This is a genomic window from Pseudomonas extremorientalis (genome assembly GCF_024584605.1).
Classification (GTDB): domain Bacteria; phylum Pseudomonadota; class Gammaproteobacteria; order Pseudomonadales; family Pseudomonadaceae; genus Aquipseudomonas; species Aquipseudomonas extremorientalis.
Genome location: NZ_CP089519.1, coordinates 3,400,500 through 3,426,472, shown reverse-complemented (window position 1 = coordinate 3,426,472; position 25,973 = coordinate 3,400,500). Strand labels below are relative to the sequence as shown.

The window sequence follows — 25,973 nt, the reverse complement described above, 5'->3', positions numbered from 1 at the left end:
GAATCACTCGCATACTTTTAATGCGACGAATGAGTCGCATCTTAGCCCCAACCCTACGGAAATCCATTATGTCGAGTCTGACCACTGCGCCTTTGGCGCCCCTGATCGAACGTCTTTATACCCAAGCCAGCGCCGCTACCAGCCCCTTGGTGAACTCGGTATCCAAGGAGGAACGTGATCGGCTGATGCGCAGCAAGACAGAATACGTGGCGCTGTATTCGCTGCTCAAGGACCTGTGGCTGCCGGTCTCGCGGGACACCGGCAAGCTGCTCTACCTGCTGGCGCGCAGCAGCAAGGCGCGGGCGATTGTGGAGTTTGGCACGTCGTTCGGCCTGTCCACCTTGCACCTGGCCGCTGCGCTGCGTGACAACGGCGGCGGTGTGCTGATCGGCAGCGAATTCGAAGCCTCGAAGATTACCCTGGCGCGTGAGCACTTCATCGAAGGTGGGGTGAGTGACTTGATCCATATCCGCGAAGGCGACGCACTGGTCACCCTGGCCAGCGACCTGCCGGACAGTGTGGACTTGCTGCTGCTGGACGGCGCCAAGACGCTGTATGGCGACGTGCTGGGCCTGGTGGAAAAGCACCTGCGCCCCGGCGCGCTGGTGGTGGCGGACAACACCGATTACTGCCCTGAATACCTGGCCCACGTACGCGCACCGGAGAACGGCTACGTGTCTGTACCGTTTGCCGATGACATCGAACTGTCCATACGGCTCAGCGCCTGCTGAATGCCAACCGCGCTGCAAACACTATGAAGATCATACCAGTGGTGCGGTCCATCCACTGGATGACCTTTTCCCGGCGCAGGAAACCGGACAGCGTCTGCGTGGCACCCATCAACACCAGTGACCACACCAGGCCGAGCAGCACATGGATGCCCACCAGGCCGAACGTCCACAGGATCAACGGCTGGCCCTGGGGGATGAACTGCGGCAGGAACGACACATAGAAAATCCCCACCTTGGGGTTGAGCACATTGCCCAGCATGCCCTTGATAAACCAGTTGCCGGCCGGCTTGCCCTGCACCTCGGCGCTGGCCAGTGAGCGGCGCGGACGCAACAGCATGTTCAACCCCAGCCAGGCCAGGTACGCGGCGCCGCAGTACTTGAGCAGGTTGAAGGCGACTTCCGACACAGCGATCAGTGCGCCCAGACCGAAGGCAACCGCTGCGCCCCACAGCAGGCAGCCGGCGTTGATGCCCAGCGTAGCTTGCAGCGCCTGGCGCTTGCCTTCAACCGTCGCCGTCCTGAGCACCAGGGCTGTATCGAGGCCGGGTGTGAGCGTGAGCAGGGTGGCGGCGAAGGTGAAGGCGAGGAGGTTATCCGTGATGGACATGGGCGGGCTTCGTGATTGGGTGGAGGTGAACCCAAGCATACTATGTTGTAGTGAAGGAGATTGTTGTGGCGAGCGGGCTTGCCCCGCGTTGGGCTGCGCAGCAGCCCCATCAATGAGAGCTGCGATGTGTCAGGTATTCCTCAGTGTCTGGTTTTGGGGCTGCTATGCAGCCCAACGCGGGGCAAGCCCGCTCGCCACAGGTCACCGGTTAGCTACAGGACACCGGCTAGCCACAACAAACCGGCTAGCCAGGTGTTCAGCAAAGGCTCAGCGGTTGAACCGCTCCACCAACGCATACTGGGTGGACGCAGTGTTCGTCAGTTCCTTGCTCAGGTCCGTGGATTGACGGGCCTGGGTCGACGTCTGGTCGGCCAGTTCGGCGATGGTGGTGATGTTGCGGCTGATCTCTTCGGCTACCGCGCTCTGTTCCTCGGTGGCGGCAGCGATCTGGGTAGTCATGTCGGTGATATGCGACACCGCCTCGCTGATGCCCACCAGGGCCTGGTCGGCTTCGAGTACCCAGGCCACGCCTTCCTGGGCCTGGCGTTGACCGTTCTCCATGCTTTGCACGGCGTTGTTGGACGACGCCTGCAGTTGGGTAATCAGCCCGTGGATCTGGGTGGTGGATTGGGACGTGCGCTGCGCCAGTTGGCGCACTTCATCGGCGACCACGGCGAAGCCACGGCCTTGCTCACCGGCCCGCGCGGCTTCGATGGCGGCGTTGAGGGCCAGCAGATTGGTCTGGTCGGCAATGGCCTTGATCACGTCCACCACGCTGCCGATTTCGTCGCTGTCCCGCGCCAGTTGCGCTACGGTCGCGCCGGTTTCGCTGACCACGCTGGACAAACGTTCGATGGCCTCACGGGTGTCCCGTGCCACTTCACGGCCGCGCCCGGTCAGCACATTGGCTTGCTGGGTGGCATCCGCCGTGCGCTGGACGTGGCTGGCGACTTCCTGGGTAGTGGCGGCCATTTGGTTGACGGCGGCCGAGACCTGTTCGGTTTCGACGCGCTGGCGGTCCAGGCCCTTGGAGCTGGCGGTGGCCAACTGATCGGATTGCCCGGCCAGGGCGCTCAATTGTTCGGCACTGTCCTGCAGGCGGGTGAGGCAGGTTTTCAGGCGCGCGGCCTGGCTTTGGAACGCAGTTTCCAGGCGTGCCTGTGGCCCGCTGGCGTCGCTGTACATCTGGGCGATCAAGGCGTCCGAAGTCGAGGGTTCTACGCCCTGCAGCAGGCGCAGTGTGCTGCCTTGGCGCCAGCGTGAGCAGAGCACGCCCACCGGCACCGCGACGGCGACGGCCACGGCAATTGCGAGCGGCGCGTCGAAGAACAGACCGGCGAGACTACCGGCCACTGCGGTGGCCACGTAAGGCACGCAACCGAGTGCTGCCGGCAGCCAGGCGTCCTGGCGCGGGACGGCCGGTTTGCCTTGGCTGATCCGTTGATACAGGGCCTGGGCCCGGCGGATTTCATCGGCCGTGGGCTTGACCCGCACCGACTCGAAACCGACGACCTGGCTGCCATCGAAGATCGGCGTGACGTAGGCGTTGACCCAATAGTGATCGCCGTTTTTCGAGCGGTTCTTGACGATGCCCATCCACGGCAGGCCTTGCTTGAGCGCACCCCACATGTGCGCAAATACGGCGGGTGGCACATCCGGATGGCGCACGATGTTCTGCGGCGCGCCGATCAGGTCGGCGCGTTCAAAGCCGCTGATGTCGACAAAGGCGTCGTTGCAGTAAGTGATGACCCCTCGGACATCCGTGGCGGAGATGAGTTTTTGCGAAGGCGCGAGGGAAACCTCACGCTGTGTTACGGGCTGGTTATTGCGCATTCCGACTACTCCCTGGTTGTCCTCAGTCCATCGGCGCCAAACGCAAAAAGGTTAATCCACATTGGCCAATTCGCCAGCCATTGGTCAAAAGCCTGAAACTTCGCGGTGAAACACCTCATAATGGCGGCCATTTTTGTTTAGCCGTTATTCTGGTGTGCCCCCATGGAAATCAAGGTCAACTTTCTCGACAACCTCCGGCTTGAAGCCAAGTTCGATGACTTCACGGTGATTGCCGACCAGCCCATTCGCTACAAAGGCGATGGCTCGGCACCGGGGCCGTTCGATTACTTCCTGGCGTCGTCAGCGCTGTGCGCGGCGTACTTCGTGAAGTTGTACTGCCAGACGCGCAATATCCCCACCGACAATATTCGCCTGTCGCAGAACAACATCGTCGACCCGGAAAACCGCTACAACCAGATCTTCAAGATCCAGGTCGAGTTGCCGGCGGATATCTCCGAGAAGGACCGCCAGGGCATCTTGCGTTCCATCGACCGCTGCACCGTCAAGAAAGTGGTACAGGCCGGGCCTGAGTTTGTCATCGAAGAAGTCGAGAACCTCGACGCCGATGCCCAGGCGTTGCTGATGCCGAATTCGACTTCCGAGGGCGGCACCTATATCGCCGGCAAAGACCTGCCGCTGGAACAGACCATCGCCAACATGTCCGGCATCCTCGCAGGCCTTGGCATGAAGATCGAGATCGCGTCGTGGCGCAATATCGTGCCCAACGTCTGGTCGTTGCACATCCGCGATGCGCATTCGCCGATGTGCTTCACCAACGGCAAGGGTGCGACGAAGGAGGGCGCCCTGGCGTCGGCCTTGGGCGAGTTCATCGAGCGGCTCAACTGCAATTTCTTCTACAACGATCAGTTCTGGGGCGAGGAACTGGCCAACGCACCGTTCGTGCATTACCCGGATGAGCGCTGGTTCCAGCCAGGCCCCAACGACGAGCTGCCGAGCGAGATCCTCGATGCCTACTGCCTGAAAATCTACAACCGCGACGGCGAACTGCGCGGTTCGCACCTGTTCGATACCAACTCCGGCAATGAACAACGCGGCATTGTTTCGCTGCCGTTCGTGCGCCAGTCGGATGGCGAAGTGGTGTACTTCCCGTCCAACCTGATCGAGAACCTCTACCTCAGCAACGGCATGAGCGCCGGCAACACCCTGGCCGAAGCCCAGGTGCAGTGCCTGTCGGAGATCTTCGAGCGTGCCGTGAAGCGTGAAATCATCGAAGGCGAGTTCGCCTTGCCGGACGTACCGGCGCAGGTGCTGGCCAAGTACCCCGGCATCCTCGCCGGCATCCAGGGCCTTGAAGCCCAGGGGTTCCCGGTGTTGGTCAAAGACGCCTCCCTGGGCGGCGAATTCCCGGTGATGTGCGTGACCCTGATGAACCCGCGCACCGGCGGCGTGTTTGCGTCCTTCGGCGCCCACCCAAGCCTGGAAGTGGCCCTGGAGCGCAGCCTTACCGAACTGCTGCAAGGCCGCAGCTTCGAAGGCCTGAACGACTTGCCGCAGCCGACCTTCGAAGGCCAGGCGGTGACCGAACCCAACAACTTTGTCGAGCACTTCATCGACTCCAGCGGCGTCGTGTCGTGGCGCTTCTTCAGTGCCCAGTCGGATTACGAATTCGTCGAGTGGGACTTCACTGGCGAAGGCGCAGACTCGAATGCCCAGGAAGCCGCGACCCTGTTCGGCATTCTCGAAGGCATGGGCAAAGAGTCCTACATGGCCGTGTACGAACACCTCGGCGCCACCGCCTGCCGCATCCTGGTGCCGGACTACTCGGAAATCTACCCGGTGGATGACCTGATCTGGGACAACACCAACAAGGCGCTGTTTTTCCGCGAGGATATCCTCAACCTGCACCGCCTCGACGAGGAGGAACTGCAGGCGTTGGTCGAGCGCCTGATCGAAAGCGAACTGGACGACTACACGGATATCACCACCCTGATCGGCATCGAATTCGACGACAACACCGCCTGGGGCCAACTGACCATCCTGGAACTGAAACTGCTGATCTTCCTGGCCTTGCAACAATATGAAGAGGCCAAGGAGTGCGTGGAGATGTTCCTGCAATACAACGACAACACCGTCGAGCGCGGCCTGTTCTACCAGGCGATGAATGCGGTGCTGGAGATGGAACTGGACGACGACCTGGAACTGGCCGACTACGAAGCCAACTTCCGCCGCATGTTTGGCGATGAGCGGATGGATGCGGTGATTGGCTCGGTGAAGGGCGATGTGCGTTTTTATGGCCTGACGCCGACCAGCATGAAGCTGGAAGGGTTGGACCGGCATCTGCGCTTGATCGACAGCTACAAGAAGCTGCATGCGGCGCGGGCCAAGGTCGCCTTGGCCTGACGCCTATCTGGCTTGCTGTGCTGAGCAGGTGTGCTGTGGTGAGCGGGCCTGTTGTGGCGAGCGGGCTTGCCCCGCGTTGGGCGGCGAAGCAGCCCTAAAACCAGACGCCGCGTTCTGCCTGAAAGAATGCGGCGTTTTTTATTGGGGCGGCTTCGCTACCCAACGCGGGGCAAGCCCGCTCGCCACAACCAGGCTGCTCGCCACATAGATCAAGGCAAGCTGTTTATATGAGCGCCAGGGCCTGCGCCAGGTCCGCGCGCAGATCCTCCACATCCTCAACCCCCACCGACAACCGCACCAACCCATCGCCAATTCCCAGTTGCGCCCGTGTCGCCGCCGGGATGCTGGCGTGGGTCATGATCGCCGGGTGTTCGATCAGGCTTTCCACACCACCCAGGCTTTCGGCCAGGGCGAAGATCCTGACGTTTTCCAGGAAGCGCCTGGCGCCGGCCAGGTCGCTGTTCAGGTCGATTGAAATCATCCCGCCAAACCCCCGCATCTGTTTGCGCGCCAGTTCATGCTGCGGGTGGGACGCGAGGCCCGGGTAGTAAACCCGCGCCACTTGCGGCTGTTGTTCCAGCCAGGTGGCCAGGTCGAGGGCGTTGCTGCAATGGCGCTCCATGCGCAGTGCCAGGGTTTTCACGCCACGCAGGGTGAGGAAGGCGTCGAAGGGCCCGGCAATGGCGCCGACCGAGTTCTGCAAAAAGCCCAGGCGTTCGGCCAGTTCGGGGTTGTCGCCGACGATGGCAATGCCGCCGATCACATCGGAATGGCCGTTGAGGTATTTGGTGGTGGAGTGCACCACCACATCAAAGCCCAGCTCCAGCGGGCGCTGGATCCACGGGCTGGCGAAGGTGTTGTCGGCCACGCAGATGATCCCGCGAGCGCGGCAGATGCGTGCGATGGCGCTGAGGTCGGTGAGGCTCAGCAGCGGGTTGCTCGGGGTTTCGACCCAGACCATGCGCGTGTCGTCCTGCAGACTCGCTTCAAAGGCCGACAGGTCACTCAGGTCGACAAAGCTGAAGCGGTGCCCGGCGCTGCGTTGGCGCACCTTGTCGAACAGGCGGAAGGTGCCGCCGTACAAATCATTGCCGGACACGACATGGACGCCGGCGTCCAGCAACTCCAACACCGTCGAAATCGCCGCCAGCCCGGAGGCAAAGGCAAACGCCTGGCTGCCGCCTTCCAGGTCGGCCACGCAGCGTTCCAGGGCAAACCGCGTAGGGTTGTGGGAGCGACCATAGTCAAAGCCCTTGTGCACGCCGGGGCTGTCTTGCAGGTAGGTGGAGTTGGCATAGATCGGCGGCATCAGCGCGCCGGTGGTTGGGTCGGGAGATTGCCCGGCATGGATCACGCGGGTGGCAAACGCACTTTTATCGGACTGACTCATGCAAGGGATCTCCGTAGGTGGTTGAGCAGGTCGACGCGGGTGATCAGGCCATGGAAGCCCGACGCGTCGGCAATGATGGCGACCAGGCCGCGATCCAGCTCCGCTTGCAACTGCGCGAGGCTGGCGCTGGGGGCCAGGGTTTGCAGGGACGTGGTCATGGCGCTGGCGACGTTCAGGGTGAAGTGGCTGGCGTCCTGGTGCAGGCCGAGCAGGATATCGGATTCGTCGATCACACCGACCAGTTGCTGGCCGTCCACCAGTACCGGGAGTTGCGAGACATCCGCCAGGCGCATGCGCTGGAACGCGGTGAGCAGGGTGTCGTCGGGGCTCACGCTGATCACGCGGCCGTCCTCGAAGCGCCGCGCAATCAGGTCGCGCAGGTCGCCGTAGTGTTTGTAGTGCAACAGGCCGGCGTCGGTCATCCATTGGTCGTTGTAGACCTTCGACAGGTAGCGCGTGCCGGTGTCGCAGACAAAGGTGACCACACGCTTGGGCGTGGTCTGTTCGCGGCAATAACGCAGGGCGGCGGCGAGCAGGGTGCCGGTGGAGGAACCGCCGAGAATGCCCTCGGCCTTGAGCAACTGCCGGGCGTGATCGAAGCTTTCCTCATCGCTGATGGAATAGGCGTGGCGCACGCTGGACAGGTCGGCAATCGACGGGATGAAGTCTTCGCCGATGCCTTCTACCGCCCAGGAGCCTGGCGTTTCCAGCTTGCCGCTGCGGCTGTATTCGGCCATCACCGAACCCACCGGGTCGGCAAGCACCATGTGCAGTGCCGGTTGCACGCGCTTGAAGAAGCGCGTCAGGCCGGTGAGGGTGCCGGCCGAGCCGACGCCCACCACGATCGCATCCACATCGTGCTGGGTTTGTGCCCAGATCTCCGGCGCGGTGCTGGTTTCGTGGGCCAGGGGGTTGGCGGGGTTGTTGAACTGGTCGGCGAAGAACGAATCCGGAATATCCCTGGCCAGGCGTGCGGCCACGTCCTGGTAATACTCGGGGTGGCCCTTGCCCACATCGGAGCGGGTGATATGCACCTCCGCGCCCATGGCCTTGAGGTGCAGTACTTTTTCCGTGGACATCTTGTCGGGCACCACCAGTACCACCCGATAGCCCTTGGCCCGGCCGACCAGCGCCAGGCCCAGGCCGGTGTTGCCGGCGGTGGCTTCGATGATGGTGCCACCGGGGCGCAGGCGGCCATCGCGTTCGGCGGCGTCGATCATGGCCAGGCCGATGCGGTCCTTGATGGAGCCACCGGGGTTCTGGGATTCGAGTTTGAGAAACAGCGTGCAAGGGCCGGTATCGAACCGGCTGACCCGAACCAGCGGCGTGTTGCCGATCAGTTCGAGCACGGCGGGGCGGGGCAGCGTGGGCATGTCGTCACCTGAATACGGATGGGTTGGACAGCAAAAGGCAAAGCCTGGGTTCGACGATAGGCCGGGATCGGTCCGGTCGCAACCGGACGGTCCGCTCGTTGTCTGTTTTTGGCGCATTAGCCGAGCAGGTTCTGCACCTGCCGCAAACGGGCGACAACTGCCACGCTGGCTGCCTGCATCGGTGCGCGCAACTCGCTGCCGATCAAGCCTTGCAGGGCCAGGGCGGCTTTCACCGGTGCCGGGTTGGGCTCCATGAACAGCGTGTTGATCAGCGGCACCAACTGCATGAACGTTGCCCGCGCGTCGGCCAACTGGTTGTCGCGGACTTGCTGGCACAGCGCCACGAACTGTTCCGTGTTGACGTGCGCCGAGGCTGCAATCGCGCCCGTCGCGCCCAGGCACAGCGCGTTGAAGATCTGCAGGTCTTCGCCACACAACACATCCACCTCACCGCTGGCCAGCAGTGCGAGGGTATTGTCCAGGTTGCCGCCACAGTCCTTGATCGCCACGATGCGTTCGTGGGCGACGATGTTGAGCAAGGTGGCCTGCTCGAACGTGGCGCCGGTGCGGTAGGGAATGTCGTACAGAATGATCGGTACGCTGGAGGCATCGGCCACGGTGCGGAAGAACGCTTCCAGGCCGGCCTGGGACGGGCGGATGTAACTCGGCGCCGGTACCAAAAGCCCAGCCACCGGGCGTTGCAGGATTTCACGCTGAAAGTGCAGCAGCTCAATCTGGTTATAGCCCGCCAGGCCCATCACTACGCGGTGCGCCGGCACCCATTGCAACACCGCATCGAGCACCGCCAATTGTTCCTGCCGACTCAGCGACGCCGCTTCGCCGGTGGTGGTGCACACCATGATCCCGGCCACGTGTTTTTCCAGCAGGTGGTTGACCAGGCGGTGCAGGCCAATGAAATCAATGGCGCCGTCATGGAACGGCGTGACCACGGGAACCCAGATACCTTGAAACGATGACATGCACTTTCTCCTGATGATTGACCGCTTGAGTCACCGTCAGAAGGGCAGGGGCAATTGTGCAAGGGAGAGTAGACCGTCGCGCTCAATGTCCTGTCAGCTCATCTGACGGGACAGCGCGCCCCGGTCACATGAGCGACTGTTTCTTCGATTTGAGGGCGTGCGCAACGCAACCTTGCGCCTTGGCAATCAAGCCAATGACGGAACGGTTAACGGAAGGCATTGCGGACATAAGCTGACACACCCTGAACAAGGCCTCCATCTTCATGGAATATTGCAGAGTGTGTCAACGGGGCTTATTCGAATTTATCGATACGCGAGTCAGAGTAGAAAAACTCGTTCTTGTCGGTGCTCGATTCAAAGAAGTAGGCGTAGTCGGTCAGGAAGTACAGGTGGTTGACGCGCTTGTACTTGTCGTCGTCGGTTCGGCAGGACAACGCCTTGGCGCTGCCCGCCAGTTTCGCGTTGAGTTCGCTGGCCGGCAGTTCACGCTCGACCTGGCAACGGTTGGTCTGCGTGTTGGTGCTGCTGCCGATCAGGCTGTTGAGGCTGGAGCGTACGGTGGTGTAGGTGACGGTCTCGCCCACGGGCAGGGCCTTCCAGTTACCGGTGAAGCTCAGTTGGGTCAGGGTCGAGCTTTCCGCCATGCCCGAACCTCCATAGGTGGCTTTGGACACCAGGTGGAACAGGTTGCGCCAGCTCACGGCCTGGCTCTCATAGCCGTCGCCACGGGTGGCCAGGGCCAACTGGCCGCTTGGTGCGTCCTGGCTGATGAACTGCGTGCTTTGGTTATCGCTGGTCTTGCCACGGTAGTTGCTGGTGCCCGCGAACTGGACGTATTTGAACGAGCGGGTGGGCTTGTCCAGGTTCAACTGGGCGATGGCCGCCAGCACCGCCGGTTGCACCGAGGTCAGGGCAATGGTGGCCGGTGCTTTCATGCGCGGCTTGAACGCGGGCAGTGCGGCGATCTTTTCCGGGCTGACGCAGATTTTGTTGAACAGCAATTCGTAGTCGGCATTGCTGCCAGCGATGTTCTGCGGCGTAGGGAAACTGTCGACCCGGCCGTCGCTGACGCGGTTGTCGGCATCCATGTCGTAGCCGGCCAATTGCTTGTAGGTGCCGCCTTTGCACGACACCGCAAAGTGCTCGCGTTTTTGCGCGTACGGGGCGTTGTAGGGCAGGTCGTTGAGCACCTTCGGGTTGTCGAAGGCGGCCCAGAAGCGCGTTTCGCCGTTGACGTTCTTGATACTGTTGGCGTCGATCAGCACCTGGTTGTCGCGCTCGTTGGTCTGTACCAGGCGCCAGTCGGGCTTCGGTGTTTCGGCGCAGGCACGGACGAAGGTCTGGTTCGCGGCCAGGGTTGCACGCAGCTGTGGCGACAAGCTGCGGGGCGAACTGTAGCGGCCGGCACTGGCGGGGTAGACCCGTTGCGAACCATCCAGGTACAGCAGGTGCAGTTGCGGCGAGGAACAGGCGGCCTCGACTTGCAACGTGCGGCGCAGGGCGCCCGGATCGCCAGGCATCAACAGCTCGAAGCTGAGCACGTCGCCTTCGCGCACGATGCTGTTTTCCACCAGGGGCTGGGCGAGGGCGCCGGCGAGCATGGTTTCGACCTGGGTTTTCTGGGTGGCACAACCGGCCAGGGTGGCGATGCCACCGATCAGCAAAAGCGGAGTGATAAAACGCACGAGAGCCTCGTTGAGTCCATTCGGGGATGTCAGGGTGACGGCGGGTGACGCGGAAACTTTAACGGGATGTTGCAGGCGCCAAGCCTAACCAGCCGGGTGGTTGCTGTACAGCCGTGATGTGGCCGCCGCTGGATATGTGCGCGTCGCAATCGTTCCTGTGTGGTTGCCGCCAACCGATAGTCTGTGCAGACATTCCGGGAGAAACGCAATGATCCGACGTGCGTGTTTGGCCGCTCTGCTGAGCCTGTCCGCCTCGACCGCCTTTGGCGCCTCGACCTACGATCACCTGTATGCCTTCGGTGACAGCTATTCCGACAACGGCGCGGGCGAAGCGCTCACCACACAGCTCGCCGCACAGAACATAAAGGACGCCCAGGCGTTGCCTGGGCCGCTGTACTGGAAGGGGCGCTGGAGCAACGGCCCGACCGCCGTCGAGGGCCTGGCCCAGGCTCTGCACACACCGCTGACCGACTACGCGGTGGGCGGCGCCAAAAGTGGCCACGGCAATTACTACGCCTGGATAATGCCTTCCCAGGACACCGGCGTCCTGGGGCAGGTCGCCGAGCACTTGCAGGCTGCCAAGTCCCACAAGGCCGACCCCAAGGCGCTGTACTTCATCTTCATCTCGGCCAATGACTTTTTCGAGTGGGCCGACTTCTCCTACTCGCAAACCCTTGAGGCACTGAGCGAATCGAGCCTGACGAATATCCGCAAAGCCACTGAGCAACTGGTGGCAGCGGGTGCCCGGCATGTGATGGTGGTGGGCACCACAGACCTCAGCCATGTGCCTGCGGTGGTGCAGGGCAACCAGGTCGACAATGCGAAAAAATACCAGCAGTTGCTCGCGCAGAAACTCCCGGCCGTGCTGGCGCAGATCGCTACGGCGAAGGTCAGCTACTTCGACCACCTGGCTTTCAGCGACGCACTGCGCGCCAACCCGACAGCCCATGGTTTCACCGACCTCGATACGCCGTGCCAGGCCACGTATCCGGAGGCTGAACCGGTGTGCGCCAACCCCGACGCGCATTATTACTGGGACGAATGGCACCCCACCCGCAAGGTCCATGCCCTGGCGGCCAACGCCATGCTGGATGCCCTGCCTTAGCCCGCCGCTATCGCCGCCTCAATCGTCGCGATGTCGATCTTTCTCATGGTCATCATCGCGTCAAAGGCGCGCTTTGCCGTCGCCGGGTCGGGGTGGGTCACCGCATCGGTCAGCACGCGTGGGGTGATCTGCCACGACAGCCCCCACTTGTCCTTGCACCAGCCGCAGGCGCTTTCCTGGCCGCCGTTGCCGACGATGGCGTTCCAGTAACGGTCGGTTTCGGCCTGGTCATCGGTGGCCACCTGGAACGAAAACGCCTCGGTATGCGGGAAGATCGGCCCGCCGTTGAGGCCGATGCAGGGGATGCCCAAGACGGTGAAGTCCACGGTCAATACATCGCCCTGTTTGCCGGACGGATAATCGCCGGGCGCCAGGTGCACGGCATTCACCCGGCTGTCCGGAAAGGTCAGGGCATAGAAGGTCGCGGCCTCAAGGGCGGTGCCGTTGTACCAGAGGCAGAGCGTGTTTTTGTGGGTCATGATCGGTCTCCACGTGAGAATGGCCCTGTGGAGTTTAGCCGCCCAGTTGCTGCGCGATGGTCGCTTTGTCGATCACCGACCAGACGTGGGCGAACGTGCCGTCGACCACCTCATAGAACACATTTTCGTCGAACGTCACCTGGCGTCCATTGATCGGCAACCCGAAGAACTCGCCCCTGGGCGTGACCTTGAAGTTCAGGCGACTGGCCACGGTCGGCGGGTCGGCCACCAGCAGCTGGATGCGGAACACCAGATCCGGTATCTCGCGAAAATCCCGCTCCAGCATGGCGCGGTAGCCGGCGAGGCCGACGACTTCGCCGTTGTAGGTCACGTCCGGGTGCACGAAGTCACCCAAATGCTCCCAATCCTGACGGTTCAGGCAGTCGATATAGCCTTGGTAAAAGGCAGCGAGTTCGTCGCGAGTCATCGTTCAGGCCCTGCGCGCCATCAACAACACCGACGCCGCCGCCGACAACAACCCGGCGCAGCAGCGATTGAAGATCCGCTTGCCCCGAGGCTCGGCAAACCAGCGCCGCATATGCAGGCCCATATAGGCGTAGGCACTGATGGCGATCCACTCCAGTCCCAGGAACAGCGCGCCCAGCAGCGCGAACTGCGGCGTGATCGGCTCGCCGGGCACCACGAATTGCGGCAGGAAGGCCGTGAAGATCAGGATCGCCTTCGGATTGCCCGCCGCCACTAAAAATTCCTGCCGTGCCAGTGCCCACAAACCGACCTTGGCCGTACCTGCCTGCGTCTCGGCCTCGGGATTCGCGCGCCACAACTGCAACGCCAGGTAAAACAGATACGCCGCTCCCAGAATCTTGATCCCGTAGAACAACAGCTCCGACGTCTGCAGCACCACCGCCAAGCCTGCAGAGGCGAGGGCTATCATGCCGGCAAAGGCCAGCAGGCGACCGATACCGGCAAGGCATGAGGTGCGATAGCCATAGCGAGTGGCATTGCTCACGGACAGCAGGTTGTTCGGGCCCGGCGCCATGTTCAGGGCGAAGCAGGCGGGGAGGAAAAGGGAGAGGGTGGCGAGGTCCATGGCAGCTCCGGGTTCGCGGCGGACGGGGAGGTGTGAGGATAAGGGGGAGTGGGGTGGTTGGACAATGTGCGCGTGGGGGCTGCGATGGCACCCACGCGTGTGAGCCGACTTAGCTTTGGCTTGCAGGTACTTCGTCAGTGGTACAAACCTCAGCCCGTAAGCGTTGCCCAATGATATCCATCAGGTCGCAGCCATCTCGCAAGGGGATAGCCAGCAACTGCGCGAAGTCAGAAAGCACGACGGAATCAGCTTCCAACTCGCTGCGAAAGGCAATGTTTTCCAACACCTGAGTGACGGTGCGAATGCGGTAATCTGCCATCGCTTGCAGTACATCGAGCGGCGCTTCTGAGTCAATGAACAGAGAGGCTGGGACCAGATCGATTCCAGTGAGAGGGATGTAACGTTCCATTTTGAAAACTCCGATAAGTGCAGTCATTAACCGTCACTTAATCGTCGCCAAACGATAGGGTGACAGCTGTACGCAGGTTGGCGAACCGGTATCGGAAAACCCGGCAGACCCGAAGGTCTCCCGCGCACAGCCGCCATTGAGACAACTTTGCAGGTGTGCAACAGCCTCTACAAAAGAGCGCAGTGCTCTTGCATCCGATAGTCAGGTCGCCAAACCTGATCGCCATGTGGGCGACGGGGCGGACTATAAGCGGCATTGGCTTTTGGGGGCAACTGGAAGGTTGTAAGAGTATGGTGGCGCACAAAGCCGCACATAGGGTCATATTGTCCAGGACTGCTTAGTCTAGAGCGGTATTTCCAGATCAAGCACAAGCTCAAGCAGCACGGCATTGTCCCGTTCTCCTCCAACTATGCGCTGTACGGCGACATGAGCGAACGCATGATGAGCCTGATCGAGGCGATGGTGCCGGCGGTTGAGGTGTACAGCATCGACGAGGCGTCCGCCGACCTGACTGGTATTGGTGAGTTGGATGCCTTAGGCCGGCAGATTCGTGCCCAGGTGCTTCGCTGCACGGGTATCCCTGTCGGTGTTGGTATCGCTCACACAAAGACTCTGGCGAAGCTGGCAAACCACACCGCGAAGCGCCTGCAATCCCAAACCGGTGGGGTGGTCAACATCACCGATCCGGTTAAGCGTGACTGGGTGCTACGCAATACGGACGTGGCGGAAGTGTGGGGTGTCGGTCGAAAGATGAAACTCCATCTTGATGCCATGGGTATCAAGTCGGCTATGGACCTGGCTAAGGCCGATCCTTGGACGCTCCGTAAGAAGTTCAGCATTGTGATCGAGAAGACTGCCAGGGAGTTGGGCGGCACGCCTTGCCTGGAACTGGATGAGCCGGATCCTCCAAAGCAGGAGATCTGCTGCAGCCGCATGTTCGGCATGAGGCTGACAGAGCTGCCGCCAATAAGAGAGGCGGTGGCCACCTACATGATGCGTGCCTCTGAGAAGCTCCGCGCTCAGAAATCGCTGTGTAAGAAGGTACGCGTGTGCATTCGAACTGGCATGTTCAATCCGGAGGAGGCGAAGTATGCCAATGGGGTGGTGGTGGATATGCCATATCCCACTGATGACGTGCGGCTGCTTACTCAAGCGGCGCTGGGTGCGCTTGATCGGATATTTCGACTAGGTTTAAGTACAGCAAGGTTGAGGTGATGTTGCTGAACCTCTGCCAGCCTGGAGAGTACACCGATGATTTGTTTGCTGTATCACAGCCGGCGGAGGCGACTCGGGTGATGACGGTCATGGACCAGATCAATGAGCGATGGGGTAGGGGAACGTTGCGCTCGGCTTGTGTGCCGGCAGATTCTGATTGGGGCATGCGCCGCGATATGATGAGTCAGAGTTATACGACGAAGCTCGATCAGCTTTGGTCCGTCGCCTGTAGGTAGCGACAGCTTTCGGACAGAAGCGGACGTAATGGCGTTTGTGTAGTATCTGCCTCTCTTCCCACCTGTATGAGGTGCCCGATGTCTAGCCGACACTCCCCATCCCCTACAAGAGCTGCCCTAGACCTGCAAAACGCACGTTCGCTTTTGGGAAAGCGGCTGAGCGTGCTGCTGCACTATCAGTACTATTTCAACGACGAGAAAGATCTGGGATACGTAGGTTCTCTAGAGTGGCGTTTTGGCGAGCGAGAAGTTTTATCCATGTATCTCTTGAGTGATGGCGATAGAGTAGGCGCGGACTTGTTGCCTTCTGATACGCCGGTTTCCTTCGAGATAGAGCCGAACGTGACCTGCTCCTGGAATAGGGAAAACCTACTTGCAGGTCTATCAGCAACCCACCTCGAGAACACAAAAATTTGCGCAGTTGAGGGAATTCTTGACTCTCTCAACGGGCAAGAGCCTTGGCTGGCCGGATTCAGAGTTACGTTCGAGACCGGAGACTCATTGATCTACCTTAACCAGGGCGACGACGCCGTCGTATTGATTAATGCGCTACCGCCAGTAAGTGTAGGCCTCGAAACCCGCTTCGTTACCTCAATTTAATGACAGCTATAGGGCGATTACGACAGGCAGCCTTTGGCCGTTTCCTCCCCCTCACAACCGGCAGCAGTCGGCCAAAAGCGGACGGTCAGTGACACGCAAGCACGGTAACGAATTCACTTCCCCGTTTGCGGCGATTCGTCACTGTTGCAATCCCCATACTGCCGCTCACTGGTTTAGGAACTCGATGACAGCAGCGGCGAACAGTTCTGACTGATCGAGCATGATGAAGTGAAAACTTCCGTCAATGCGCCGGAAGCTGATGTTTGGGGTCGAAACATAGGCGTTACGGTACATTGCATCAACGTTGGACGCATCGATACCGTAAAGCGGGTCGTAGGCATAGACAACCTCGACCGGCGCCTTGATGCGTCCAAGCTCAGGCCGTAGGTCAGTGACCATCAGTTCGTACATGGCATCGGCTACGGTCTTTCGGTCCGAGCTCATCCCCGCTGCAGCCAAGCTTGGCCTGAACGCTTCAGTTTTGACGAGTCGGGCGATGGACGCATGCTGCATGGCTTCGGCCTGCTCAGGTGTTGCCGCTATCATCGCATCGCGCGTCGCAGCTGCATGCGGGATAGCTGCTTCACTGGTCGCAGAGGGGGCGATCAGCAACGTATAAAAAGGCAGAGCATCGACAATCATCAGGCGTCCAACCTGGTCGGGATGACGAGCGCCAAGCATCAATGCCACCTCACCACCCAACGAATGACCGATGATGTCCGGCGCCTCGAGGCGCTGGCTGCGGATATATTCAGCAATCGCCTCGGCTGTGGGCGCTGCTACTTTCCTGTCTGGATCGGATACGGCAGGCGAACCGGCAAAGCCAGCTACCTGTACGAGATGGAGACGGTGGGTCTGTCGTAATCTGGATGCCAAATCAGCCCATACTTCGTAGGACGAAGCCAATCCTGGAATCAATACAATGTCAGGTCCCGAGCCTTCGACCAGCACGGAGATATGCCCCTGTTTGACCGTTACTGGTGACAGGGACACAGACAGGGCAGGTGATGCTGTCACCAGCGACAAAGTGGCGCCGATCACGCCGACGAGTGAGCTCAAGGGGTTCATAGCCATTCCTTTGACCGAAAAAAATGTTTGCACTACATAACATAACGGCACACGGAGGCGCGGGAAAACTATGCCCGCCTGCAATCCTTAGCGTCAGCTCCGGGTCGCTCGTTGCCATTCATGACTGCTCTCGCCCTCAAGCGAAGACCTGCAAGCCAATGACTGATCGACAACATTCGCATACCTCCTCTCGCAGGTATCATGAGTCACACGCACGGGATGGAGTAAAGAAAGCGCATGAGCTACGACATCATCATCTTAAAGCCGATGGGGCCTGGCACTGATGATTTGGCAAACGTCGATGAAGTGCTTGAAATCGGGGATGAAGCATCGGTCCTCAGATCTCTGGCGCAGGTGTTTCCTGGGTGTATTCAAGGGATATTCGCAAAGGATGAGTCATTCACGGTTGAAGGAAGCCATTCAGGAAAACCGGTGACGTCCATCCATTTATCACTCAGATTCGGCACAGATTGGTCCGACTCATCCTTCAATGTTTTTCTGGCGCTTCTGTCAGAGCTTTGCGACTCCCTTCAGACTCACGCATTTTCGGTATCTGACAACACCCTGGTTACCGCGCCCAGCGACTAGGCGTTGATACACACGAATGTCCGCTTTGGCTGCTTTCGGCCAATAGCCGACATTCAGATCAGCCGATTAAGGAAATTACTCGGAGGTCCAAACCGTCCACTACTCGATCTCGCCGCGTTGTTAACCATCGATTTCGCCGTTACGGATGGCCATCCTGATGGCTTGTGCCGTCGTCGTCACGCCTAGACGTCGGCGCGCTGAGCGCAGGTGATTTTCAACCGTACGCTCCGACAAACCGAGAGTTGCTGCAATATCCGCTTGCCGTCTTCCTGCAGCCGTCCATTCCAGGACTTCGCGCTCTCGCGGGGAAAGGCTTCTTAACGCTTCGTCCAGTGGAGCCTCAAGCAACCGCCGAGCTGCGAAAAAAGCGGCCGTCGCAACTAGGCTGAGTCCCAAGCGAACCCGCGCGCTTCCATCCACCGGCTCCCCCCCCAAGCTCATCGCGCCCTCAAGCCCTTGCGGGCCGAAAACTGGCACCTGTAACCCCTGAATCCCTGGTTCACCTGGAGAACGAATCACCCGGTAACGCTCTTCTCCCTTGACTTGCTCTTTCTGCCAGAAGAAGGATTGCCGAGCATTAAGAAGGTGGCGAGTTACCGGACAATGTCGAACATAAGTCTCGGCATCCACCGCTTGACCGTTATCGAACCAATTGCCTTCGACCCAGTAGATATGCTCAACCACTTCTTCACTTGCCGTCGATGCAGAAAACAGCACGAATCGATCATAGCCGTAGGGTGTGGCGAAACCCCTGACGGCTTTCTTGATTGATTCGAGCGTTCGCGCCGACTCTATCTCCAGAGCAGCTCGCATCGCCGTTTCGGCCGGCCATTCGCTCACTCCGATGCGACCTCTTTCAACAATGCTTGAGCTGCCAACTTGCCCAGATTATTGCCTGCCAATGGGCTGTCGCCGGTCAGCAGCTTGCGGTCTTGGAGCGTTGCACCTGAAATATCCTGATTGACGATCTCAACTCCCAGGGCTTTCAATTGCTCACCAAATTTCCAGGTCAGATGCCCAGGCATATAACCGATGTCGGGCGTCTTTGCGTCGAGACTGTCTGGAAATGCGCAGATCTTGTAGCCGTTGAAAATGTAGGTGTTCCTCGACTCGCCAATGCCCGCCGCGAGCATTGCTGCTGGGCCGTGACATAGGGAAATCACAAATTTGTCGTTGGTGATTGCCCAATGCAATGCCGCTTTCACGTCGGCACTCTCCGGCAATCCAATCAGCGCGCCGTGCCCGCCAGGTATAAAAACGCCGATGTAATCCGAATCCTCTCCCAGAGCCTTTTCGACCACATCGGAAAGCTTCAAGGGTGTTTTGAACTGTTCGCGGTATTTGGCGTAGAAATTCTTTACCTCGGTATCTTCGGAAGGCATGGCCCAGAACTCGAACTTCACCGGATTGCCTGACAGAGTCGCAACGTCGAACGCGAAACCGGCTTTGTGGAGGTGGTACATGGGTAGCAACGTCTCGACCGGGTGATTACCGGTGGAAAACATGGTGCCGTTATCGGTCAGTAAATAGCGCTCGTCGGCGCCGATCAGCAAAATCTTCCAGCGGCCCCCTTGGTAAGGATTAGGGTAATCCGCGTCACTCAAATCAGATTTTGGCGAGGTAAATTGGCTTAGCGAGTATGGAGAGGGGAAAAAGGCATTGTCCTCCGCCCGATCCGGAGTAGGGCGCTTGTCGTCACTCTGCAAGGTAGTCATGGTTTTCTCCTACGAATGGGCCGATTGCCGAAATCAATGCTAATAGCGTGACGCAGGCCCAGCAATGAGGGTTTTCCCTCAAAGAAATTTTCCACACCCAATACCGATCAGTTGCTTTTGGCCGCTTGCTGCCCCTCACGACAGGCAGCAATCGGCCATAAGCGGACGTATGCAAGCAACCGCTACCGGCCCTTTACGACAGGCAGCAATTTGCTGGTTAGTGGGGCTTATCCGAGACGAGTATGAGCGGAACAGAAAGGACCGTTCATTACTCAAACTTTAAATCGACTAATCAACACGCCAAAGGATGTGGCCAAGCGCGACAATTCGTAGCTTGAAGCATTGGTTTGATGTGCTCCGGCCGCTGTTTGTGTTGAAAGGTCCTGAATGTTTATCAGATTACGATCAACCTCACGTGCAACCTGAGCCTGTTCTTCAGCGGCACTTGCGATCACGAGGTTCCTTTCACTGATGGTTGAAACACCCTCGGTGATTCGTTCAAGAGCCTGGCCAGCCTCCACGGACTGCGCCCGCGTATCGGCTGCCAGCTCTTTACTTTTATTCATCGCGAAGACGGCTTCATCAGCTCCAGAGCGCACCTGTTGCATCATCGATTCAATGTCCGCCGTCGATGCTTGGGTCCTATGGGCAAGAGCGCGCACCTCATCCGCTACAACAGCGAACCCACGCCCTTGCTCACCCGCCCTGGCCGCTTCGATGGCTGCGTTCAAGGCCAAGAGGTTAGTCTGCTCGGCAATGGCTCTGATCACATCAAGAACTTTAGTGATCTCGTTGATGCGGGTGGCAAGCACCTCAACTTTGGCAGTTGAATTTGAAATCTCATCCGCCATCAATCCAACTGAATTAACAGCTCTGCGTACCTGATCACGACCTTCTACAGCATTGCGGCTGGCTTGCTCTGAGGCTTCAGAGGCACCCGCCGCATTTCTGGCGACTTCATCCACGGCTGCAGTCATTTCGTTCACCGCCGTCGCAGCTTGCTGAATCTCATCATTCTGCCGCGTCAGGCCGCGTGAGCTTTCTTCAGTAACCGCGTTTAGCTCTTCAGATGCAGAGGCCAATTGGTCAGCAGCGCTGCCAATTTCGCTTACCGTAGTTCGTAGGTTATTCTGCATTTTATCGAGTGCGCTCAGCAGTACACCGACTTCATCTCGTCCACTGATTACAATGTGTTTAGAAAGGTCACCATCAGCCACTTCCTCAGCGCTTCGCAACGCGATGGATAGAGGAAGAGTGATTGAACGTGTGATAATCAGTCCCAAAGCGATGGCTGCTAGGAAGGCAATTATTACACCTATACCCAATATCCAGTAAGCACTCTTTGTCTCGGCCTTTGCTGCATCTGCTACCTCACCGCTTTGGCGATAGTTGGAAGCAACAATAACTTGAAGATTATCACTTACTCCCTTGAATGCCGGCGAGACTTTCTCCTGGAAAATCTTGGTAGCGCCATCAATATCACCTGCCTTAGCTAATTCGATCACTGTGCGTGCATCCTGCAAATAGGCTGGCCAGTTTTTTTCGAACTGATCACCTGCCGCACGCTCGTCATCAGCGAGAGGAGTCTGTCGGTACTCCTTGAAAAGTCGGTCAGCCTCTTTCTCGTTTTCAGACATGGATTGAACAGCAGTGTCAAATTTAAGATCTTCTTTTGCGTACTTGTAGAGTAGAGCAGCGTGTAAAGATCTGGAGTACGAAAAAACACTTGCGCGGGCATTAGCTGTATTATAAACAGAAATTAAATTATTGCTTACAATGCCTTCTATTGCTTCTTTTTGCTTAGTGATACCTGAATAGCCTAAGAATCCCACTCCTAAGGTGATCATTGCGCACACTAAAAAAGCAGAAATCAGTCGCGAGGAAAGCTTGGTTCTACGTAATGTGTCCATAAGACTCTCGAAAATTATTAATTGGTTATCCAATCAGGCTTGGTGCGAGTACTGTGTCGGAAGAAAAACCCATAACTATAATTTTTATTTTATTGTCCTGATAAATGACCTTTTTTAAGGCGGAGGCTGGTTTTTTGATAGTAATCAACAGCTGAACGAGACAACACAATAGAATTTCTATCGAGTCGATAGCGCATGCATAAATGATAGGGTTTAAATAATTTAACCCGGGTTTTAAGCGAATGTAAGCCAGGCGATTGCCTACTTCAACGGCCGTAAAGGGCCGAAAGTAGTCTGTCATACAAGTTTATATTGAGCATCGCCTGGCTTGCCCGCCGCCACTAAAAATCCCTGCCGTGCCAATGCCCACAAACCGACCTTGGCCGTACTCGCCTGCGCCTCAGCCTCGGGATTCGCGCGCCACAACTGCAACGCCAGGTAAAACAGTTACGCCGCTCCCAGAATCTTGATCCCGTAGAACAACAACTCCGACGTCTGCAACACCACCGCCGGGGAGAAAGAGGGCGAGGGTGGCGAGGTCCATGGCGGCTCCGGGTTCGCGGGTGCGGGGAGGTGTGAGGATAAGGGGAGTGGAAGTCGTTGGACAGTCTCAGCCGTTCATGTTTTGAGCTGTTTCGGCATTTGCGACACCGCCTGATCGACTTCAGCGGCCATCTGTTCAGCACTGCGCATCCCGTTAATCTGTAAGACCGGTACCGTCTGCTGTGACAGCCATGATTCGTGCCACGCCCGGTTGCGCCCTGAGAAATTCGGGTCGTCGTATTGCGAAGCCCATTCCCGGAAGGCCGCGTGTATCGCATGCATATCACCACCGGGTGTGATCCGATCGCCAAAGCGGGCCTTTTCGCGGGCCGCCAACCGTTCGAGGCGAACGGGCGTGGGTGTGACCACAAACACAATCAAGTCAGCATCGGCGATCAACGCATCGCCCCAGATCATGCACGAACCGGTCAGCACCCAGTTGTCGTCACCGAGTGCTTGTTGCATCAGGGCAACGCGGTCGCCGGGAGGTCGCTTTGTTGTGAATGGAGGGTTTGTGGGCATCCAGTAGTAATCGTCGACATCGACCTGCCCGATACCGAGCCGAGTGGAGATGTTTCGGCCCAGCGTCGTCACGCCCGCACACGAAGCGCCTGTGATGTAAATCCGCATCTTTTCTTCCATGAATACAAACCTCGCTCCAGGTCAGGAAGCTGCCCTACAAATAGGACGACTATTTCGTCCCACTGTGGCCTATCAGGGCAAAGGTGCTGGATTGACGGTGTACCAACCCGATGGCGTCTTGGCACACACCTGCGGCCTCAGCGGTGTTTCAACAGTGGCATTGCCCTGAACCGAGAGTTGGCGAACGGCAATCACGCAACCTCCCTTGAACGTGCTGATTTTGAGCATCTGAAGTTCCATTTCATAGTCTTTACCGGGCTCGGGAATGAGTGTGACAGGCGCGGGAAAACAGGACATTTGCGAACCGCCCATGGCGAACCCTGCAATAAAGGGTTTACCCGCTGGAATGACGTGCTCGTCAAACACTTTGGGTGACTGGTTGATGGCTTTGCTTGCCTTGCTGGCAGGCATGCCAATCACGCTGTTCTGGCTGTCGGTGGTCCTGAACGGGTAGAGCCCCGCCGAGTCGATATGGGCTTTTTGCCACCCAGCTTCTTCGGGTGTTTGGGTCAGCAGGGACTTGTTGTAAAACATCTCGCACGTCTGGCCGCTGAGGAAACCCGCGTTGGTGGTGTCACCCGTAATAAACCGGATTCGGGCCGAGTTGGCCGGGTCGTATTGGCTGATTTGGGTTTCGTTACGCACGTCGGTTTTGGTGGTGGCGCAGCCGAGTAGCGTCAAGCTGAGGGCCAGGGGAAAGAGAGAACGCATGGGTAACCTTCAAGTCCTGTGATGGTTGGTGGGCGCAACCATACTATGAAGGGCGCGCCTTGGCTTGCGTTCAAATTGAACTCACCGGCGGCTAGGTTTACGGCTAGAGGCGCAGAGGGGTGGGGGTCTCCAGCCACGCAGCATGCAACTGCGGGAAATGCTTCTGCAGCCAATCGATAAAAACCTGCACCTGGGGCGCCAAGTGAGTTCGGCTTGGGTACAGCAGCGACACCGGGCGAGGGGCTGGCCGATAGGGCCTTAATATCTCCACCAAAGCGCCGCTGTCCAGATGCTCGGCAACGGTTATACCGGGCGCCTGGATGATGCCGAAGCCGGACACGCCGCACTGCACATACGCGTTCGACTCGGTGACGGTGATGCCGGCATTACTGATAAATGTCCGGCTCTGTCCGTTGACTGAAAAGTGCCAAGGCAGTGTCCTGTTGCTCTGCCCGGATAAAAAGTTGACGCCTCGGTGGGCGGCCAGATCGTCGAGCGTTTCAGGCAGGCCTTGGGTGTGCAAGTACTCAGGGGCTGCGCAGGTCACCATGGTTGCCAATGCGATAGGGCGGGCGATCAGGGTCGAGTCCGGCAAATCACCGATACGCAACGCACAATCGATGCCTTCGCCTATCAGGTCAACGGCTCGGTCGGTGGCGCCCAGCACGATGTTGATACCCGGGAACGCAGCGGTGAATCCTTTGAGACTTTTGATGAACTCCATTTGCGCGAAAGCCGTGGGAATATCAATGCGCAGACGGCCCACGAGTGTCGCTCCGCCGCGGTCGAACATCGTGGTCGCAGCGGAGATCTGCGCAAGAATGTCCTGCACGCGTTCATAGAACCGCTCGCCCTCGGCGGTCAGTGCGACCTTTCGCGTGGTGCGCTGGAACAGGCGCACGCCCAATGACGTCTCCAGTTCCTGGATATATCGAGTGACCTGGGGTCGACCGATGTCCAGCGATTCGGCTGCTTTTGTGAAGCTGCCGAGTTCGGCCAGGCGGGCGAATAGTCGCATCGATTGCAGCAATTCCATGATGTCTCCGATGCGCCCGAGTGAAACGAAGCGCTGCCAATGATTGTTGCTAAAGAATAGAACAATCATGTCTTTTCCAGTGCATTTATTGCGCGTCTCTAATCACGAAAGATGTGTCCAAGGCGAACCGGCCTCGGTTGGCAACCATTAAGTGGAGTGGGAGATTCATCATGAGAGCCTGGCAGTTAAAAGATTTCGGATTGAACAACCTGCAACTCGCAGAGGTACCGACCCCTCAACCCAAGGCGGGCGAGCTTCTGGTAAAGGTCGGCGCGGTGTCGCTGAACTTTCGCGACAAGGCCATCGTTGATGGTATCTACGAGCCGCACAAGGTGCCCAAGCTGCTGATCCCGGTCAGCGACGCGGCCGGCACCGTGGTCGCAGTCGGTGCCGGCGTCACGCGCTTCAACATAGGTGACCGGGTCAACTCGCACCTCTACTCGCGCTGGCTGGATGGCGAGCCAGGGCCAAACGAACCGGACTATTGTTTCGGCTCGCCATTGCCTGGCGGATTGGCTGATTACATGATCATCCACGAAGACAGTGCCGTGGCCGCGCCCGCCAACATGACCGATGAGGAGGCGGCCACGCTGCCGATCGCGGCACTGACCGCCTGGTACTCGCTGGTCGACTTCGGGCACATCCAGCCGGGTCAAACTGTGTTAGTCCAGGGTACCGGGGGCGTGTCTATATTTGCGGTGCAGATCGCAACAGCGCTGGGGGCGAAAGTGATCGCAACGTCGAGCAGTGACGAGAATCTTCAAGCGGTAAAACGTTTGGGCGCGGTCGCGGGCATCAATTACCGAACCTCGCCGAACTGGGCGGATGAGGTGCTTGGACTCACTGATGGCAAAGGTGTCGATCTGCTGCTCGATGTGGCCGGTGGCAGCGGCATCAACCAATCGGTCGTAGCAACCAAGGCCTCCGGACGTATTGCACAGATCGGCTTTTTGACGGGGCAGACCGTGGAACTCAACCTGATGCCGCTTATATTCCGTCAGACCACCCTTCGCGGTATTGCCGTGGCGCCACGCTCATCTTTCGACCGGATGAATGTGTTCCTTGAACGACACGGTATTCGTCCCGTGATCGATAAGGTGTACCCGTTCGAAAAAGCGCGTGAAGCTTATGAGCATCTGGCCAAAGGTGCGTTCGGGAAGGTCGTCATAAAGGTCGATTGATACGTAAAAAGGGGCGGTAGCCGCAGCCGACAGCGACGCCCCGATCTCGCAAAGAGACCTATTGATCAGCGTTCCACACCGCCAGTTCATAGCCATCCGGATCGGTAAAGTGGAACCTGCGTCCACCAGGGAACGAAAATGTCTCGCGGGTGATGACAGCCCCCAGGCTTTTGAGTCGCTGCTGCGTGGCCTCGAGGTCATCGGCGTACAAAATGACCAGAGGCCCACCCGGCCGAACCGGCTCCCCCGAGGTGAACCCGCCAGTCAGACGCCCATCGCTGAACTCGGTATAGGTGGGGCCGTAATCGACAAACGTCCAGCCGAACGCGCCGCCGTAGAAGGCTTTGCTGCGGGCAATATCGCTGACGTTGAATTCGATGTTGTCGATTTGCCGGTCTTTCCCTTGAGTGCTCATGCTTGCCTTCCTGGCCGATGTTAAGAGCGGCGAGTGTAGCGTGAACGCCTGCCTGCATGAAGACAGCAATCGTGCCTATGATGCACTCGACTACAGAATTAATCGGAGC

The 25,973-nt window shown here is 58.9% G+C and carries 24 protein-coding genes and 4 pseudogenes; 7 read left to right on the top strand and 21 right to left on the bottom strand.

The window, feature by feature from the left end; translation table 11 throughout:
* Window positions 1-68: 68 nt before the first annotated feature.
* Complete coding sequence (locus LUU92_RS15195) at window positions 69-731, top strand: O-methyltransferase (RefSeq protein ID WP_257102212.1); 663 nt, start codon at window positions 69-71, stop codon at window positions 729-731.
* Here LUU92_RS15195 and LUU92_RS15190 read toward each other — a convergent pair.
* The 3 genes and pseudogenes from LUU92_RS15190 to LUU92_RS29360 all read right to left on the bottom strand — a co-directional run.
* Window positions 718-1,338 carry a LysE family translocator gene (locus LUU92_RS15190; RefSeq protein ID WP_257102211.1) on the bottom strand — a complete coding sequence of 207 codons (621 nt, stop codon included), beginning with the start codon at window positions 1,336-1,338 and terminating at the stop codon, window positions 718-720. The two genes, LUU92_RS15195 and LUU92_RS15190, sit on opposite strands and share 14 nt — an antisense overlap.
* 267 nt (window positions 1,339-1,605) lie before the next feature.
* The gene (locus tag LUU92_RS15185) at window positions 1,606-2,640 is read right to left on the bottom strand and encodes a methyl-accepting chemotaxis protein (RefSeq protein WP_439653465.1); all 1,035 of its coding nucleotides are present in this window, start codon (window positions 2,638-2,640) and stop codon (window positions 1,606-1,608) included.
* 258 nt (window positions 2,641-2,898) lie between these two features.
* Window positions 2,899-3,171 (bottom strand): annotated as a pseudogene (locus LUU92_RS29360) (PAS domain-containing protein); the annotation flags it as partial.
* A 162-nt stretch (window positions 3,172-3,333) separates the two neighbouring features.
* Here LUU92_RS29360 and LUU92_RS15180 point away from each other — a divergent pair.
* Window positions 3,334-5,532 carry an OsmC domain/YcaO domain-containing protein gene (locus LUU92_RS15180; protein ID WP_071488124.1) on the top strand — a complete coding sequence of 733 codons (2,199 nt, stop codon included), beginning with the start codon at window positions 3,334-3,336 and terminating at the stop codon, window positions 5,530-5,532.
* A 223-nt stretch (window positions 5,533-5,755) separates the two neighbouring features.
* Here the strand turns inward: LUU92_RS15180 and LUU92_RS15175 are convergent, their stop codons facing one another.
* From LUU92_RS15175 to LUU92_RS15160, 4 genes are all read right to left on the bottom strand, one after another.
* The gene (locus LUU92_RS15175; protein WP_257102209.1) at window positions 5,756-6,922 is read right to left on the bottom strand and encodes a cystathionine gamma-synthase; all 1,167 of its coding nucleotides are present in this window, start codon (window positions 6,920-6,922) and stop codon (window positions 5,756-5,758) included.
* Complete coding sequence (locus LUU92_RS15170) at window positions 6,919-8,295, bottom strand: pyridoxal-phosphate dependent enzyme (protein ID WP_257102208.1); 1,377 nt, start codon at window positions 8,293-8,295, stop codon at window positions 6,919-6,921. Before LUU92_RS15170 ends, LUU92_RS15175 begins: the two co-directional genes overlap by 4 nt.
* A 116-nt stretch (window positions 8,296-8,411) precedes the next feature.
* Window positions 8,412-9,275: a 4-hydroxy-tetrahydrodipicolinate synthase gene (gene dapA, locus LUU92_RS15165; protein WP_222539620.1), complete on the bottom strand. Its 864-nt coding sequence runs from the start codon at window positions 9,273-9,275 to the stop codon at window positions 8,412-8,414.
* 293 nt (window positions 9,276-9,568) lie between these two features.
* Complete coding sequence (locus LUU92_RS15160; protein ID WP_257102207.1) at window positions 9,569-10,960, bottom strand: hypothetical protein; 1,392 nt, start codon at window positions 10,958-10,960, stop codon at window positions 9,569-9,571.
* A 208-nt stretch (window positions 10,961-11,168) separates the two neighbouring features.
* On the opposite strand from LUU92_RS15160, the gene LUU92_RS15155 reads away from it, so the two are divergent.
* A complete protein-coding gene (locus LUU92_RS15155) occupies window positions 11,169-12,065 on the top strand; it encodes an SGNH/GDSL hydrolase family protein (RefSeq protein ID WP_257102206.1) in 897 nt (298 codons plus the stop codon).
* Here LUU92_RS15155 and LUU92_RS15150 read toward each other — a convergent pair.
* The 4 genes from LUU92_RS15150 to LUU92_RS15135 all read right to left on the bottom strand — a co-directional run bounded on the left by LUU92_RS15150 (window position 12,062) and on the right by LUU92_RS15135 (window position 14,004).
* Window positions 12,062-12,544 (bottom strand): VOC family protein, encoded by a 483-nt coding sequence (locus LUU92_RS15150; RefSeq protein ID WP_092243970.1) that lies wholly within the window; start codon window positions 12,542-12,544, stop codon window positions 12,062-12,064. The two genes, LUU92_RS15155 and LUU92_RS15150, sit on opposite strands and share 4 nt — an antisense overlap.
* Before the next feature lie 34 nt (window positions 12,545-12,578).
* Complete coding sequence (locus LUU92_RS15145; RefSeq protein ID WP_071488131.1) at window positions 12,579-12,971, bottom strand: ester cyclase; 393 nt, start codon at window positions 12,969-12,971, stop codon at window positions 12,579-12,581.
* 3 nt (window positions 12,972-12,974) lie between these two features.
* Window positions 12,975-13,595 (bottom strand): LysE family translocator, encoded by a 621-nt coding sequence (locus tag LUU92_RS15140; protein ID WP_257102205.1) that lies wholly within the window; start codon window positions 13,593-13,595, stop codon window positions 12,975-12,977.
* A gap of 109 nt (window positions 13,596-13,704) precedes the next feature.
* Complete coding sequence (locus LUU92_RS15135; protein WP_071488133.1) at window positions 13,705-14,004, bottom strand: hypothetical protein; 300 nt, start codon at window positions 14,002-14,004, stop codon at window positions 13,705-13,707.
* Window positions 14,005-14,349: 345 nt separating this feature from the next.
* On the opposite strand from LUU92_RS15135, the pseudogene LUU92_RS15130 reads away from it, so the two are divergent.
* Together LUU92_RS15130 and LUU92_RS15125 are read left to right on the top strand one after the other, a co-directional pair.
* A pseudogene (locus tag LUU92_RS15130) lies at window positions 14,350-15,455 on the top strand (Y-family DNA polymerase); the annotation flags it as partial.
* 162 nt (window positions 15,456-15,617) lie between these two features.
* The gene (locus LUU92_RS15125) at window positions 15,618-16,055 is read left to right on the top strand and encodes a hypothetical protein (RefSeq protein ID WP_231999500.1); all 438 of its coding nucleotides are present in this window, start codon (window positions 15,618-15,620) and stop codon (window positions 16,053-16,055) included.
* Window positions 16,056-16,220: 165 nt separating this feature from the next.
* On the opposite strand, the gene LUU92_RS15120 is transcribed toward LUU92_RS15125, so the two are convergent.
* The gene (locus LUU92_RS15120; RefSeq protein ID WP_071488135.1) at window positions 16,221-17,123 is read right to left on the bottom strand and encodes an alpha/beta fold hydrolase; all 903 of its coding nucleotides are present in this window, start codon (window positions 17,121-17,123) and stop codon (window positions 16,221-16,223) included.
* A 237-nt stretch (window positions 17,124-17,360) separates the two neighbouring features.
* On the opposite strand from LUU92_RS15120, the gene LUU92_RS15115 reads away from it, so the two are divergent.
* Window positions 17,361-17,711, top strand: a complete 351-nt coding sequence (locus LUU92_RS15115) for a hypothetical protein (RefSeq protein WP_071488136.1) — start codon at window positions 17,361-17,363, stop codon at window positions 17,709-17,711.
* 120 nt (window positions 17,712-17,831) lie between these two features.
* Here LUU92_RS15115 and LUU92_RS15110 read toward each other — a convergent pair whose 3' ends face one another.
* The 8 genes and pseudogenes from LUU92_RS15110 to LUU92_RS15080 form a co-directional block, all read right to left on the bottom strand.
* Complete coding sequence (locus LUU92_RS15110) at window positions 17,832-18,551, bottom strand: PA1136 family autoinducer-binding transcriptional regulator (protein WP_257102204.1); 720 nt, start codon at window positions 18,549-18,551, stop codon at window positions 17,832-17,834.
* Window positions 18,548-19,426: a glyoxalase III HchA gene (gene hchA, locus LUU92_RS15105; RefSeq protein ID WP_071488138.1), complete on the bottom strand. Its 879-nt coding sequence runs from the start codon at window positions 19,424-19,426 to the stop codon at window positions 18,548-18,550. Before hchA ends, LUU92_RS15110 begins: the two co-directional genes overlap by 4 nt.
* A 272-nt stretch (window positions 19,427-19,698) precedes the next feature.
* Window positions 19,699-20,562 (bottom strand): methyl-accepting chemotaxis protein, encoded by an 864-nt coding sequence (locus tag LUU92_RS29235; protein ID WP_371322058.1) that lies wholly within the window; start codon window positions 20,560-20,562, stop codon window positions 19,699-19,701.
* Window positions 20,554-21,336, bottom strand: a pseudogene (locus LUU92_RS29230) (MCP four helix bundle domain-containing protein); the annotation flags it as partial. The pseudogene LUU92_RS29230 and the gene LUU92_RS29235, both read right to left, overlap by 9 nt.
* A 324-nt stretch (window positions 21,337-21,660) precedes the next feature.
* Window positions 21,661-21,846 (bottom strand): annotated as a pseudogene (locus tag LUU92_RS15095) (LysE family transporter); the annotation flags it as partial.
* Window positions 21,847-21,954: 108 nt separating this feature from the next.
* Window positions 21,955-22,509: an ATP-binding protein gene (locus LUU92_RS15090; RefSeq protein ID WP_257103858.1), complete on the bottom strand. Its 555-nt coding sequence runs from the start codon at window positions 22,507-22,509 to the stop codon at window positions 21,955-21,957.
* Between the two features lie 84 nt (window positions 22,510-22,593).
* Complete coding sequence (locus LUU92_RS15085; protein ID WP_071488141.1) at window positions 22,594-23,232, bottom strand: hypothetical protein; 639 nt, start codon at window positions 23,230-23,232, stop codon at window positions 22,594-22,596.
* 103 nt (window positions 23,233-23,335) lie between these two features.
* The gene (locus LUU92_RS15080; protein WP_071488250.1) at window positions 23,336-24,268 is read right to left on the bottom strand and encodes a LysR family transcriptional regulator; all 933 of its coding nucleotides are present in this window, start codon (window positions 24,266-24,268) and stop codon (window positions 23,336-23,338) included.
* A gap of 170 nt (window positions 24,269-24,438) precedes the next feature.
* Here LUU92_RS15080 and LUU92_RS15075 point away from each other — a divergent pair, with 170 nt between their 5' ends.
* Window positions 24,439-25,449 (top strand): zinc-dependent alcohol dehydrogenase family protein, encoded by a 1,011-nt coding sequence (locus tag LUU92_RS15075; RefSeq protein ID WP_257102203.1) that lies wholly within the window; start codon window positions 24,439-24,441, stop codon window positions 25,447-25,449.
* A 58-nt stretch (window positions 25,450-25,507) separates the two neighbouring features.
* Here LUU92_RS15075 and LUU92_RS15070 read toward each other — a convergent pair whose 3' ends face one another.
* A complete protein-coding gene (locus LUU92_RS15070; RefSeq protein WP_071488143.1) occupies window positions 25,508-25,864 on the bottom strand; it encodes a VOC family protein in 357 nt (118 codons plus the stop codon).
* Window positions 25,865-25,973 lie beyond the last annotated feature (109 nt).

Coding starts and splice junctions, on each gene's coding strand:
- LUU92_RS15145 (WP_071488131.1), bottom strand. CDS start 12,971: ATGACTCGCGACGAACTCGCTGCCTTTTACCAAGGCTATATCGACTGC.
- LUU92_RS15115 (WP_071488136.1), top strand. CDS start 17,361: ATGAGCTACGACATCATCATCTTAAAGCCGATGGGGCCTGGCACTGAT.
- LUU92_RS15155 (WP_257102206.1), top strand. CDS start 11,169: ATGATCCGACGTGCGTGTTTGGCCGCTCTGCTGAGCCTGTCCGCCTCG.
- LUU92_RS15120 (WP_071488135.1), bottom strand. CDS start 17,123: ATGAACCCCTTGAGCTCACTCGTCGGCGTGATCGGCGCCACTTTGTCG.
- LUU92_RS15135 (WP_071488133.1), bottom strand. CDS start 14,004: ATGGAACGTTACATCCCTCTCACTGGAATCGATCTGGTCCCAGCCTCT.
- LUU92_RS15075 (WP_257102203.1), top strand. CDS start 24,439: ATGAGAGCCTGGCAGTTAAAAGATTTCGGATTGAACAACCTGCAACTC.
- LUU92_RS15180 (WP_071488124.1), top strand. CDS start 3,334: ATGGAAATCAAGGTCAACTTTCTCGACAACCTCCGGCTTGAAGCCAAG.
- hchA (WP_071488138.1), bottom strand. CDS start 19,426: ATGACTACCTTGCAGAGTGACGACAAGCGCCCTACTCCGGATCGGGCG.
- LUU92_RS15150 (WP_092243970.1), bottom strand. CDS start 12,544: ATGACCCACAAAAACACGCTCTGCCTCTGGTACAACGGCACCGCCCTT.
- LUU92_RS15195 (WP_257102212.1), top strand. CDS start 69: ATGTCGAGTCTGACCACTGCGCCTTTGGCGCCCCTGATCGAACGTCTT.
- LUU92_RS29235 (WP_371322058.1), bottom strand. CDS start 20,562: ATGCAGAATAACCTACGAACTACGGTAAGCGAAATTGGCAGCGCTGCT.
- LUU92_RS15140 (WP_257102205.1), bottom strand. CDS start 13,595: ATGGACCTCGCCACCCTCTCCCTTTTCCTCCCCGCCTGCTTCGCCCTG.
- dapA (WP_222539620.1), bottom strand. CDS start 9,275: ATGTCATCGTTTCAAGGTATCTGGGTTCCCGTGGTCACGCCGTTCCAT.
- LUU92_RS15085 (WP_071488141.1), bottom strand. CDS start 23,232: ATGCGTTCTCTCTTTCCCCTGGCCCTCAGCTTGACGCTACTCGGCTGC.
- LUU92_RS15090 (WP_257103858.1), bottom strand. CDS start 22,509: ATGCGGATTTACATCACAGGCGCTTCGTGTGCGGGCGTGACGACGCTG.
- LUU92_RS15190 (WP_257102211.1), bottom strand. CDS start 1,338: ATGTCCATCACGGATAACCTCCTCGCCTTCACCTTCGCCGCCACCCTG.
- LUU92_RS15175 (WP_257102209.1), bottom strand. CDS start 6,922: ATGAGTCAGTCCGATAAAAGTGCGTTTGCCACCCGCGTGATCCATGCC.
- LUU92_RS15170 (WP_257102208.1), bottom strand. CDS start 8,295: ATGCCCACGCTGCCCCGCCCCGCCGTGCTCGAACTGATCGGCAACACG.
- LUU92_RS15080 (WP_071488250.1), bottom strand. CDS start 24,268: ATGGAATTGCTGCAATCGATGCGACTATTCGCCCGCCTGGCCGAACTC.
- LUU92_RS15070 (WP_071488143.1), bottom strand. CDS start 25,864: ATGAGCACTCAAGGGAAAGACCGGCAAATCGACAACATCGAATTCAAC.